Below are 11,716 nucleotides of genomic sequence, written 5' to 3'. Positions count from 1 at the left end.
GGCTACTACGGGAGAAGTTGATGGGTGCGCTCGAAATATTTCTGCATAACCAAAAGACCCATCAAGCGTTCTTTATCAGCATTCATAAATTGAGCGAAGTAGCGGTTAGCATTACCGATAATTTTTTTTGCCGCCACGGGGTTTTCAAGGTAATAGGTGACTTTCTCCTCAAGGTCTGAGTAATCATCTTTGAGCTGCACATAGTGATAGTCAGGTAACAAAGTGCCTTCCATAAACCATGTTTCAAAGCGCGGTAGTCGCATAAAACAGAGTGAATTAGAGGCCATTATCCATTTGAGATTCGTTGCAACATCTTTGCCTTCGATACTGAGTACGAACTTATATTTCAGTTGCTCCAGTACCGACATAAATTGGCTATGCCAGGGCTGACCTTGCGCATTTTTGTGAATATCGCCCACATTACATAGCGGGTGATCATAAAAGTCTCGAATGAATTGTCGCCGATGTTCTTGATGACAAGAACCACGCCATACCACAAGGTCAAGCTTGTCATCATAGCGGTGAGGATCTTTCACCGTGTAGTAATGACGAACACGGTTTAACTTAAGTAAAACTGAGTTTTGATTGTGGTCATTAATGGGCCGGCTTTTCACTAAGGTAGGTGCATCCGGCACGGTGGTTACATCACCAAAGCGATGGCAGAAGCGTAGTTCAGGCGGAAAATAGCGCAACACACTGAGCAAATCCAAGTAATAAGTGCCGCTTTTCTCGCGTTTGAAACTAGATAAACTTATAGCCTCCTTAGGCAGTTCAACGTTGTTTTCCAGTTGATTACAGTAGTTAACTCGGAGAAGTAGCTGCTGCTGCTCCTCTTTTGACAATTGCTTTAATGAGCGAAGTAAATTTAATCTTTGCCGTTGCAGAAACGTACTGGGAATTAGGCGGTGAACGGTATGTTGCGCATAAAAGCCTAGTTTATGAAGATTTTTATGCGCTTTTGCAGAAGCTGCAAGCATAATCATTAACTCACTATTGTTTGATAGAGGTGCCAGTACGCTGCAGTCATTGACTGAGGGCTATAATGATCTAAACGTTCAGTGGCTCCTTGGGCCAATCGTTGCCGAAGAGCGGGATCCTGCCTTAATCGCATAATGTCGTTAGCCATTGCATCGGCGTCGCCGGACGGTATCAGCAACCCCGTTTGTTCGTGCTTGACGATATCGGGTATGCCGCCAACCTTGGTAGCAATGACAGGAACGCCTAGCTGCATGACATCCAGCAGCACAGAGCCCAGGCCTTCATTGCGTGAAGGAAATGCAAACACATCCAGGCCAGCTAGATAGTCGGCAATATTGCTTTTAAATCCCAGCCAGGAAACATTGCTAAGTGACGAGGATTCTGCTTTTAGCGTTTCTGCATCTTCACCGTCACCTAGAAAAATAAACTGTATATCAGGCGCTTGATGCTCAAGCTTCTGCGCAGCCTGCAATAGCACTCGCTGACCTTTATGACGGTCAACCATGGCGCCTGCATGACCGACCAAAAATTTATCGGCAAAATCATTGCGAAAACTTTTGGTCGCCTCAGGCGAGGGCGTTAAGCGCGCATAGGCACTGGGTATCAAGGTAACGTCGCCACACTGATTGTCTTCCAGCAGACGCTTTATGACGTGGGAGAGGGCAACCCTGGCGGATGCTTGAGAGTAACACTGCTGATTAAACCACTTACGTTTGACGGGCGAGTCGACACGGCGTGTAATTAAATAGGGCGTGCCTTTTAAACGGTAGTGTAAGTAAGCCCAATGAACGCCTTTTGCATCGTGGGCATGTACAAGCTGTGTCTTGCCGAGCGATGTCCCGCCGAGATCAAAATGCCCCGCTAACTGGTGATTGGCTGCTTGAAAGTTGAGTCGCGCTACACTCTGCAGGTGCTGGCGCATGGGCGAGTCTCGACGGCAAACCAGCGTTTGTGCAATATCGTTTGGTGCATGCTCTGCTAACGTTTTAATTAATAACTCAGTTTGACGCTCTCCACCGCGAAAACCACGCGCCAAATTTACATGAGTAATATGCATCAATCACCAAACCTTATTAAAGTCTTCCGCTTCAAGCACTTTGGGATCGCGTTGATATTCGAGTAGCTTGGCATACTTCAAGTAGCTATTGAGACCTGCGCTGATCGCAACGGTCATGCCGTCTACTCCGCCCATGAAGCCTCGCTGGAATATGTATTTGCGTACAAAGGCATTCAGGCCATGCGCAAACGGTGAAAAGGAGTTGGCCCGCTTCCCCTTTTGAAACATGATTTTGGCCGCACGACCGCTGAAGTTTCGCCCTGGCTTGGCAAATAACTGACCTAAGTTAGCAAAGGAGTAATGCACTATATCTGCGTTAAGTCGCTTGGGGTTGGCAGCCCCTATGCTGGCATGCTGTTTTACATCAGCAAAGCGAGCATGGTGCCGGTTGTAGAGCCGAATACAGTAATCGGGATACCAGCCACAGACTCTAATCCAGCGTGAGCCAATCATATTGCGGCGACGAAAGGCAAAGGCGTCATGCTCGGTTGCAGCTAGGTCTAGTTGTCCAATCGCTTCGACCATCTCCGGGGTTAGGCGTTCATCGGCGTCTAAGCTGAGCACCCAGTCGTACTTTACGTGCGCTAGCGCGATATTTTTTTGAACGCCGTCACCTAAATAGGCTTGTTGAACCACCTTGGCACCTAACTCACGCGCGATAGCGGTGGTGCGGTCCTGGCTGCCTGAATCCACCACAACGATGTCTTCACATACTTGGCGAGCGGAAGCAATACAGTCCGCAATATTGGCTTCTTCGTTAAAGGTAATAATATTAGCCGATATCATGAAGCAGGCGTCTCTTGCAAAAAGGCAGTAGTAATGTGCGCTGGAGAAAAACGTTCCAGCCAACGTTCATCAATAGCATAGCCGTCAGCATCAAGAATGGCATCGACACGGGCTGCTAACGCCTCCGGTGTCATTTCACACAGATAAGCTTCCAGCTCACCGGTCATAATATCACGTACCCCGCCTGGGCAATCGACCGAGACAATCGGCGTTTGGCAGGCCAGCGCTTCAAGTAATACGATGCCAAGACCTTCGTGGGCAGAGCTCAAGATGAATAGGCGAGCATGATGCATCCAAGGGTAAGGGTTTAGTTGGCGACCGGTAAAAGTAACCCGTGCCGCAATACCCAGCTCAACGGCTAGTGCTTCCAGTTCTTTGCGCAGTGGCCCCTCGCCGACAATCACCAGCGGAAGCGTTGTGCGCATCTTGGCGTACGCCCGCAGTAGAAGGTGATGGTTTTTCTGCGGTACCAAGCGGGCTACATTGAGTAGATATGGAGAATTGGGCCGCTCCGGAAAGTCTTCGCACATGGCCTTTCGGATAGACTCTAAAGGGCATGGATTGGTGATGGTTCTCAGCGAGGATGGCTTGACTTGTAGCGTCTGCATTACCGTGGCGATTTGCTGTTCGACGCCGTGGGATACGGTTACTAAGTGTTTGTTATGAAATAGACAGCGTGCTTTTAGTCGCTCTAGCCAAGGGGCATGGCCTGAGGTAGTTTTGACGATATTTTCCAGAACATAACAGGCGCGGGGGTCTTGGAAGGACCATACCGTTTCAAAGGTACCAATACCGCGGAAAATAATCCGATCAAAAGTGCCATATTGGCGCTCAAGGCGACGTACTTCGCGACGAAAAAGTTTTCCACCCCACCAGCCTGATAATAAAAAATAGCTTTTCCTTAACACGCTATTGAGCAGGCGTGCTACCACCTCAATAATGCCACCCACACCCGATGTCCACATGGCACGAGACAGTGCGAAATGGTGAACTTTGACTTGCTCATTGCTTGGTTCTAACTGAGGGGGGCGCGGCTTAAAGTACATCAAATGGCTCTCATGGCCGTGTTCCGCAAAGGCGTCAGCAAGGTTTACCGCAACCCGTTCCATGCCACCAATTTTTAACGTACGCACGACAATCAATACCTTCATGTGGGCGAGTCCTTTTGGTGGGGCGGAAGTTGCATCACAGGGTGGCAATGCAATCGCTGGCGGCGCCGCCGATTCTTAAACCACGCCAGCATTTGCTTCAGACGTCGTTGCAGGGAAGGTCGAGTAGCTTGTACAGATGGCTGCCACGGTGTTAACGAAAGATAGTGCCGATACAAATAGGCAAGTGGGTGGCGGCTGTCGGCGTGCCATGGTTTACGTGCGCCAATAAAATGTATGATCGCGGGTTCACGGATAGCGTGTTCAAGTTCCTTCTGCCAATCAGCATAGTGAGCTGCTTTTTTTTCTACGGCCGGATAAGAGTATGGCTGCATATTCCAGCGCATGGGTAGTCGATACCAGTCTTGGAAAATGAGATTTAATGCGTCCTGATCGGGATAACTTAAGGTGTAATCGTGCTGCTTTAATATTTGCTCTACTTGATCTAGCACATTGCGAGCTTTCCACCCTTCTAGATCCACCAGAAGGACGCCGGAATTAAAATAGTGTTGATAACCAAGGCCCATTCGACTCTGCTCGGTTCCTTGTAGATTAGCCACACTAGCGATGGGAGCGCCCTGTATGTCGAATGCCAACAAGTTGGCGATATCGTCTAGCACTACAAGGTCACAGTCTAAATAAATAACTTTCTGGCAGCTTGGTGGCAGCCAGTTGTGCATGCCTAGACGCAGCATGGCGGCGGGCCCAAAACGGCCCAATGTTAACTCGGGCCAGCGACTATTCTCAGCTTCAATGATCGTTAGCTCAGCAGGCAGTGTCGTAAACCAGTTGTGCAGCTTTTGATGAGTACTTGCAGATAGTTTGTATCCTAATATATAGAAATGCAGCGCCTCAGGTGTCTCGCTGTGACAAACGGTTGACGCTATCACGGCAGCGGCTTTATCTATATAAGCCTCATCGGAGCACAGGACAATATCAATCATTTGCGATCCTTTCCTGATATAACAGAGGGTGTTGAACTGTTAGTGCGCAATGTGGGTTTCCATATATGGACGAGGCCGCCCGCCATAACAACATTAAACAGAAATACACCTGTCCAAAATATCAAATATGATTCAAAAAGATTAATCACGCTCCAAAAGCATAAAAAAGCATAGAAAAATAGCAGTACATCACCCGGCATGTCGCCACGCTTCCAAGCAAGCCGTGCGTTTGTTATAAACCACCCTAGTAGATAAAAGTAAGCAGCTAGACCTAACAAGCCATACTGTAGTGTGATTTCAAGATAGAGGTTATGTAGATGACCAAAATTTAAAGCTTGATAGTGTGCTTGATTATATTGGATGTTATCAAATAGATAATCAATGCCTTGCTCACCCCAGCCTAGCAAGGGGCGTTGGGCAATCATATCGATCGCGGCGCGCCAACTATATAGTCGCTCTCCTACACTAGAGCGTACTTCACTGGTTGATAGGGGAACAGAACTCCAGTCACCTCTCAGTAGTGCCTGAATGGTATCCAATTCTGCAGTAGCTCTTTCAATGACTAAAGAGCTATTGGTAATAATAAGAATCGCCAGGCATGCTGATAAAATAAAAAATATGAGTAGATATTTTTTTGAAAAACTTTTCCGATGCTCAATAAAGATTAAGAAAAGTGCCGTTAATAAGCCTGCTATCACACCTAGCCAAGTGGCGCGAGTTTGTGAAATGATAACGCCAGCTATAATGATAATAAAAGCGAGCACCCATAAACTTAGTTTGCCATAGTGTTGTAGAGGGGCCCTTAATAGCCGTGGTAAAAAAATAAGCAATCCAAGCAGTACTGTGCCGAAAAACATCGCTGAATGCTGAACGTTACGAATACCAAACCCAATGCGTTCGCCGAGAAAACCACGCTGAAAATCAGCGAGGCCATCGCCAGCGATCCATGGCGCCAATACGACAGCTGCGCTAGCAATACTCCAGAAAAGTAGCGTGTTCTGTGTGCTGCCAGCAAGCCACCATGCAAATATAATAAATACGAACAGTCGGGCAATGTGATCCAGTTTAGGGTAGTCACCTGCCAGATCAGGAAGTGCCAGTGTTAAAAAAAACCAATGACACACTGCTAACAGTAAGGCCCACCAAAACATATGAAAAACAGGGTGTTTCCATACTGGTGCGGCATAAATTTTAATGCTAATTAAACCAGAGAGAGATAGTACTAATTTATTGAAGTCGCTAAAATCATCAAAGTGAGGCTTTGAAAAAATATAAAACAACGTAGTTAATACGCCTATCGCTATTAAGGGTAGGGGCGTTTTTCCAAAATAATGTGTTTCCCATAAGCTTGAAGGGATCTTTCTTAACATATACTCAGTTTCTCAGTTGTTTGCTGCATCTATGAAAAATTAATGTTCATTGGTGAACTGGCCGGTATTTTAAAAGCTGTTTTAACAAGTCGCGATAAAAATTTAACTACAGTAACCTTGTCGAATGCTGCCCATTAATTCTGAACTGTGGGAGATGGCAGAAAACTTTCTTAGCGAGCGCTCTAAGCGAGCTAAATTCTTTTCCTGCCACTTTCCCGCCGCACGGAGGCGGCAGCGATCAAGGTCAATCAACCAAGGTGTGCCACTGGGGTCGATCAAAATATTGCGGGCGTTCAGGTCAACATGATCAAGCCCCGCTTGATGAAAGCGGTAAATCATAGCACCTACACGCTTTAACAACGCTTCATCCACAAGATCGTTGACGAGTAGCTCAGCGAATGCTTTGGCACCAGCAATGCGCACGGTAATCAACGCGGCTTCATACGTAAGCCCATAGCGAGTAACACAGCTTGCTACGGGGCGAGGTACCGGCAGCCCTTGCCCAAAAAGCGTGGCGGTTAAGCGCAGTTCACGAAATGCCCGGGTGCGCTCAGCGCCAGTCCATAGGTAGCGTTTCTCACTGAGTTTGGCCGCCATGCCCCCCCGGCAATAGGGCCTTAATACCCACTGCTCGGTCGGCGTTGCCTGTAAAAACAGACTGCTGCCCCGGCCTGGTGCTTCGCCCACAATTAATCCGCGCTCACGCCAGTAATCGCGCGTGAATAAGTCTGGATCAATTTGGTGTGTTCCCGGCCCGTCACATAAACTGTCTACATCATGTAAAATCAGCCAATTTCTCTGCCGGAGTGCCGCTAAGCGCATGAAGCCCTCTCTGCCTGTTCAGCCTAACCACATTGCCATTTTGCGCCTCTCCGCCCTAGGAGATGTGTGCAATCTCGTGCCCACGGTGCGGGCGTTGCAGCGCCAGTGGCCCGATGCGCGCATTACCTGGATTATCGGTAAGGGGGAGCACAGTCTACTGGCGGGGCTTTCCGGGGTCGAGTTCGTTGTTTACGACAAGTCGACAGGTATTGCCGGAATGCGCGCGTTATGGCGGCAGCTTGCCGATACGCGCTTCGATGTGTTGCTACATATGCAGCAGGCCATTCGGGCCAGCGTGCTGTCGCTTGGGCTGAAGGCCGACGTACGCGTGGGCTATGACAAGGCGCGTGCCAAAGATGCTCAGCACTGGTTTACCCAGCATCAGCTTGCGCCGCACCCCAATGCCCATGTGTTGGAGTCCTTTATGGACTTCGCCCGGGTGCTCGGGGTAGAGGATGACCGCTTAGCGTGGGATTTACCTGTGCCCGATACGGCACGTAATGAGGCTCAGGTGATCAGCGGTGAGACCCCTTACCTCGTCATTAACCCGTGTAGCAACGTTCGCCTGCGTAATTTTCGCAACTGGTCGGTAGAGGGCTACGCGAGCGTGATTGAACACGCTTGGGTGCAGCACGGTCTTAAAAGCGTATTGACCGGTGGCGGCAGTGCTCTGGAGCGTGAAATAGGCGAGCAAATTGAAGCACTCTGTCAGCCAGCCAGTGTCATTAACGCCATCGGCGGCACCTCACTGAAAGGGGTTTTAGCGCTGATCGATCAAGCCCAAGCGGTGATAGCGCCGGATACCGGCCCTATCCATATGGCCAATGCCATGGGAACGCCGGCATTGGGTCTTTATGCATCGACCAATCCCCAGCGTGCCGCACCCTATCTGTGGCGCGATTTTGCGGTCAACGCTTACCCAGACGCGGTACGTACTTATCTGCATAAGTCGGTAGACGAGGTGAGCTGGGGCCAACGGGTGCGTCACCCAAGCGCCATGATGCTGATTAAAGCAGACGACGTTATCGCTAAACTGGATACATTGCTGGCGCATACCGCTTTGACTGCCAGCGCAGGGAGCACCGATGAAGATTGATTTAACCGCGTTAGAACATGCCCGTGTACTTGTGGTCGGCGATGTCATGCTTGACCGCTATTGGCATGGAGGTACCTCGCGGATTTCCCCCGAAGCGCCTGTGCCAGTAGTTCGGGTAGAAGATGTTGAAGACCGCCCGGGCGGAGCGGCTAATGTGGCGCTGAACATTACCTCCCTGGGCGGCCACGCGGTGCTGGCGGGCGTGATCGGAGACGATGACAACGCGCAGATTCTACAAGCCAGTTTGACTGCCTCTGGTGTGAGTACTTACTTTCAGCGCAGTGCTGAGATACCCACGATTACCAAGCTGCGTGTGATGAGTCGTAACCAGCAGTTGCTGCGCCTGGATTTCGAGCAGCGCTTGGACAGTGTCGATACCAATGTGCTGGTGACTCAGGTGGTAGAAAAGGCGCTCCCCGACTGCGACGTAGTGATCCTTTCCGACTACGGCAAAGGCACGCTGAACCAAGTAGAGAACCTGATAGCCAACGCAAGAGCTCAGGGCAAGCGCGTGCTAATCGATCCGAAAGGGCAGGATTTCAGCAAATACCGTGGGGCAAGTTTAATCACTCCCAATTTGACCGAATTTGAAGCCGTGGTTGGTCATTGTGCGACCGATGCTGAGTTATCCCGCCGGGGTGAAGCGCTACGTGCTGAGTTGGAGCTGGAAGCGTTGCTGATTACTCGCAGCGAAAAGGGCATGACGCTGATTCGTGAAGGGCATGCGCCGCTACACCTACCTACTCGCGCTCAGGAAGTTTTTGATGTAACAGGGGCAGGCGATACCGTTATTGGCTTAATGGGGCTAGCGCTAGCGGCAGGCCACGCCTTTCCCGAAGCAATGATGCTGGCTAATTTGGGGGCAGGGCTGGTAGTGGCCAAACCGGGCACGGCCACGCTCTCTATCGCCGAGCTCTACACTGCCTTACACGGCGATAAGCTGGCCGAGTTTGGGGTGATTGAACCGAATGTATTGATCGAGGCGGTGCGTGCTGCCCAGCTACGCGGTGAGCGGGTGGTCATGACCAACGGCTGCTTTGATATTTTGCATGCGGGCCACGTCGCCTACCTGGAGCAGGCTAAACGTCTGGGTGACCGTTTAATCGTCGCGGTTAACGACGACGCCTCTATTGGTCGCCTGAAAGGGCCCAAACGTCCGATTAATCCGCTTAACCGGCGGATGCAGGTGTTGGCGGGGTTAGGGGCTGTCGATTGGGTTGTGCCGTTCAGTGACGACACCCCTCAGGCGCTGATCGAAGCGGTGCTACCCGATATCTTGGTCAAAGGTGGCGATTATCGTCCAGAAGATATCGCCGGGGGCGCGGCCGTTATCGCTAATGGTGGTGAGGTTAAAGTACTGGGCTTTGAAGATGGCGTTTCGACCTCGGCGATGATTAGTTCGATTCTAGATCGTGAACGCTAAGAAACCTCTGATGTCTTCACCTGCCTGGCCTCGGCTTGCCTACTCAGCGGCACTGTATGCGCTCTCACCGCTGATTGGCTGGCGCATATGGCGTGAGCAAGTACCCACTTACTCACGCCTTCAGCGGCTGGGTTTACGCCTCGAACCGCTGCCTTCCGCGCCACGTATTTGGCTGCACTGTGCCTCGGTGGGAGAAGTACGCGCCGCTCGACCGTTGATTGAGGGGCTACTAGCGCGTTATTCAACGCATAGCCTGCTGCTCACTACCATGACTGCGACAGGTGCTCAGCAGTCTCAAGCGCTTATTAGCGAGCAAACCCCAAGCGATCAAGCAAGGCTTACCCATCGCTTCCTACCGTTGGATTTTCCCGGTGCTGCCAGACGCTTTGTACGCAGCGTTCAGCCCGAACTTGCGATCCTGTTTGAAACCGAGCTGTGGCCCAACCTGATCCACGCCTGTCGCCAGCAGGGTGTGCCGGTGGCAGTGGTGAATGGTCGCCTATCGCCCCGCGCCTTTAAGCGCTACCAACGCCTGCGCCCGCTAATGGCCAGCACGCTCGCCAATATTAGCTGGCTAGCCGCAAAATCACCGGCAGATGCCGAACGCTTTAATGCCCTTGGCTGCGGCACGGATATTACACGCATCGTTGGTTCGCTGAAATTTGAAATAGCTTGCCAAGATAAGGTGTCTGAAGAGAGTGAGCGCTTACTTCAAGAATGGGAAGGGCGTCCGGTTTGGGTAGCGGGCTCCACCCGAGACGGCGAAGAAGCACTTGTGCTTCAAGCCCATCGTCAGCTACTTAGGCGCTATCCGAACGCGTTGCTGGTGCTGGTGCCTCGTCACCCCCAGCGCTTTGATGAGGTGGCTAAACTTTGCCAAACAGAAAGCTGGACACTAAGCCGCCGCAGCCTACAGCAGCCTGCCACAAAGCAAACTCAGGTTTACCTGGGGGATACGCTCGGTGAACTGGCCGTTCTTTATGCAGCAGGTCGTGTGGCCTTTGTGGGGGGCAGCCTAGTGCCGTTGGGCGGGCACAATGTGCTTGAACCAGCGGCGCTCGGTAGGCCGGTGCTTAGCGGTTCCTCAATTGAGAACTTCGCCGATGTCGCTGAACCGCTTCAAGCGGCAGGTGCGCTAACGCTGGTCGATAGCTCGGATGCCCTGGCAGATGCCTTGGCGGACTACTTTGCTAACCCTGAGCGCGCCCAACAGGCTGGGCGCGCTGGCCGCGCGGTGATTGAGACGCAAAAAGGCGCACTTGATCGCACCCTGACAGGATTGGCGTCGTTACTGTCTCGTTAGCCATTGCCTGTATCGAAGAATCTTTATTTAAGCGCTATGCGCTCCACACCATCTTCTTTGCCCAGCAGCAGAACATCGGCGCCGCGGGCGGCAAACAAGCCATTGGTCACCACACCGACGATAGCGTTGATACGCGCCTCCATGGCTACCGGGTCTTCGATCATAAATTCAAAGCAGTCGATGATTTGGTTGCCATTGTCGGTGACTACCCCCTGGCGATAAACCGGCTCGGCACCAAGCGCTACCAGCTCGCGGGCGACATAGGAGCGAGCCATGGGGATGACTTCTACCGGTAGCGGAAAATGACCTAGCTGAGGCACGTACTTTGAACCGTCGGCAATGCAGATAAAGCGTTCGGCACAGGCAGCCACGATTTTCTCGCGGGTAAGCGCAGCACCGCCGCCTTTAATCATATGTAAGTTAGCATTTACTTCGTCTGCACCGTCGATGTAAAAAGGAACTGTGCCAACGCTATTGAGCTCAAAAACTTCAATGCCCAGTTTCTCAAGGCGCTCGGCACTTGCCTTAGAGCTCGCCACCGCGCCTTTAAAATGATGGCGCAGGGGCCCCAGGCGATCAATAAACAGGTTAGCCGTGGAGCCGGTGCCAATGCCTAAGATGGTATCCTTTTCCAACTGAGATTTAATTTCTGCAATGGCGGCGTCCGCCACGGCGGCCTTTAATTCATCCTGGTTCATAGCTTGGTTCATAAATAGCCTTGTGAGTCAGAGGAGAGTTAGAGAAAAGAGGTAGTGGCGTTAGTATAACGGCCTAAACGTTGCCTGCCGA

The 11,716-nt window shown here is 51.2% G+C and carries 11 protein-coding genes; 3 read left to right on the top strand and 8 right to left on the bottom strand.

Annotated features, from left to right (window positions below; all coding sequences use genetic code 11):
- Positions 1-5: 5 nt before the first annotated feature.
- The 7 genes from HALA3H3_RS07865 to HALA3H3_RS07835 all read right to left on the bottom strand — a co-directional run bounded on the left by HALA3H3_RS07865 (position 6) and on the right by HALA3H3_RS07835 (position 7,105).
- Complete coding sequence (locus tag HALA3H3_RS07865; protein ID WP_022521021.1) at positions 6-983, bottom strand: glycosyl transferase family 90; 978 nt, start codon at positions 981-983, stop codon at positions 6-8.
- Positions 983-2,035: a glycosyltransferase family 4 protein gene (locus HALA3H3_RS07860; RefSeq protein WP_022521020.1), complete on the bottom strand. Its 1,053-nt coding sequence runs from the start codon at positions 2,033-2,035 to the stop codon at positions 983-985. The genes HALA3H3_RS07865 and HALA3H3_RS07860 overlap by 1 nt, the downstream gene beginning before the upstream one ends.
- Before the next feature lie 3 nt (positions 2,036-2,038).
- A complete protein-coding gene (locus tag HALA3H3_RS07855) occupies positions 2,039-2,821 on the bottom strand; it encodes a glycosyltransferase family 2 protein (RefSeq protein ID WP_022521019.1) in 783 nt (260 codons plus the stop codon).
- A complete protein-coding gene (locus tag HALA3H3_RS07850; protein WP_053856932.1) occupies positions 2,818-3,972 on the bottom strand; it encodes a glycosyltransferase in 1,155 nt (384 codons plus the stop codon). Before HALA3H3_RS07850 ends, HALA3H3_RS07855 begins: the two co-directional genes overlap by 4 nt.
- Complete coding sequence (locus HALA3H3_RS07845; RefSeq protein WP_022521017.1) at positions 3,969-4,913, bottom strand: glycosyltransferase family 8 protein; 945 nt, start codon at positions 4,911-4,913, stop codon at positions 3,969-3,971. Before HALA3H3_RS07845 ends, HALA3H3_RS07850 begins: the two co-directional genes overlap by 4 nt.
- Positions 4,910-6,283 (bottom strand): O-antigen ligase family protein, encoded by a 1,374-nt coding sequence (locus HALA3H3_RS07840; protein WP_022521016.1) that lies wholly within the window; start codon positions 6,281-6,283, stop codon positions 4,910-4,912. Before HALA3H3_RS07840 ends, HALA3H3_RS07845 begins: the two co-directional genes overlap by 4 nt.
- 102 nt (positions 6,284-6,385) lie before the next feature.
- Entirely contained in the window at positions 6,386-7,105 is a 720-nt protein-coding gene (locus HALA3H3_RS07835; protein WP_022521015.1) for a 3-deoxy-D-manno-octulosonic acid kinase, read from the bottom strand.
- On the opposite strand from HALA3H3_RS07835, the gene HALA3H3_RS07830 reads away from it, so the two are divergent.
- Genes HALA3H3_RS07830 through waaA form a run of 3 tightly spaced genes read left to right on the top strand, consistent with a single transcriptional unit; the run spans position 7,104 to position 10,927 of the window.
- Positions 7,104-8,201 carry a glycosyltransferase family 9 protein gene (locus tag HALA3H3_RS07830; RefSeq protein WP_053856930.1) on the top strand — a complete coding sequence of 366 codons (1,098 nt, stop codon included), beginning with the start codon at positions 7,104-7,106 and terminating at the stop codon, positions 8,199-8,201. The two genes, HALA3H3_RS07835 and HALA3H3_RS07830, sit on opposite strands and share 2 nt — an antisense overlap.
- Positions 8,191-9,624 (top strand): bifunctional D-glycero-beta-D-manno-heptose-7-phosphate kinase/D-glycero-beta-D-manno-heptose 1-phosphate adenylyltransferase HldE, encoded by a 1,434-nt coding sequence (gene hldE / locus HALA3H3_RS07825; RefSeq protein ID WP_022521013.1) that lies wholly within the window; start codon positions 8,191-8,193, stop codon positions 9,622-9,624. The genes HALA3H3_RS07830 and hldE overlap by 11 nt, the downstream gene beginning before the upstream one ends.
- Positions 9,625-9,634: 10 nt before the next feature.
- A complete protein-coding gene (waaA, locus tag HALA3H3_RS07820; protein ID WP_022521012.1) occupies positions 9,635-10,927 on the top strand; it encodes a lipid IV(A) 3-deoxy-D-manno-octulosonic acid transferase in 1,293 nt (430 codons plus the stop codon).
- 23 nt (positions 10,928-10,950) lie between these two features.
- Here waaA and rpiA read toward each other — a convergent pair whose 3' ends face one another.
- A complete protein-coding gene (gene rpiA / locus HALA3H3_RS07815) occupies positions 10,951-11,625 on the bottom strand; it encodes a ribose-5-phosphate isomerase RpiA (RefSeq protein ID WP_027958479.1) in 675 nt (224 codons plus the stop codon).
- Between the last annotated feature and the right edge of the window lie 91 nt (positions 11,626-11,716).

This window comes from Halomonas sp. A3H3, assembly GCF_000982975.1.
Taxonomy (GTDB): Bacteria; Pseudomonadota; Gammaproteobacteria; order Pseudomonadales; family Halomonadaceae; genus Vreelandella; species Vreelandella titanicae.
This window is presented reverse-complemented; position numbering and strand designations above follow the sequence as displayed.

Excerpts from the sequence above, each read along its gene's own strand:
- HALA3H3_RS07865 (WP_022521021.1), bottom strand. The coding sequence starts at position 983 with ATGATTATGCTTGCAGCTTCTGCAAAAGCGCATAAAAATCTTCATAAA.
- HALA3H3_RS07860 (WP_022521020.1), bottom strand. The coding sequence starts at position 2,035 with ATGCATATTACTCATGTAAATTTGGCGCGTGGTTTTCGCGGTGGAGAG.
- HALA3H3_RS07855 (WP_022521019.1), bottom strand. The coding sequence starts at position 2,821 with ATGATATCGGCTAATATTATTACCTTTAACGAAGAAGCCAATATTGCG.
- HALA3H3_RS07850 (WP_053856932.1), bottom strand. The coding sequence starts at position 3,972 with ATGAAGGTATTGATTGTCGTGCGTACGTTAAAAATTGGTGGCATGGAA.
- HALA3H3_RS07845 (WP_022521017.1), bottom strand. The coding sequence starts at position 4,913 with ATGATTGATATTGTCCTGTGCTCCGATGAGGCTTATATAGATAAAGCC.
- HALA3H3_RS07840 (WP_022521016.1), bottom strand. The coding sequence starts at position 6,283 with ATGTTAAGAAAGATCCCTTCAAGCTTATGGGAAACACATTATTTTGGA.
- HALA3H3_RS07830 (WP_053856930.1), top strand. The coding sequence starts at position 7,104 with ATGAAGCCCTCTCTGCCTGTTCAGCCTAACCACATTGCCATTTTGCGC.
- HALA3H3_RS07835 (WP_022521015.1), bottom strand. The coding sequence starts at position 7,105 with ATGCGCTTAGCGGCACTCCGGCAGAGAAATTGGCTGATTTTACATGAT.
- hldE (WP_022521013.1), top strand. The coding sequence starts at position 8,191 with ATGAAGATTGATTTAACCGCGTTAGAACATGCCCGTGTACTTGTGGTC.
- waaA (WP_022521012.1), top strand. The coding sequence starts at position 9,635 with ATGTCTTCACCTGCCTGGCCTCGGCTTGCCTACTCAGCGGCACTGTAT.
- rpiA (WP_027958479.1), bottom strand. The coding sequence starts at position 11,625 with ATGAACCAGGATGAATTAAAGGCCGCCGTGGCGGACGCCGCCATTGCA.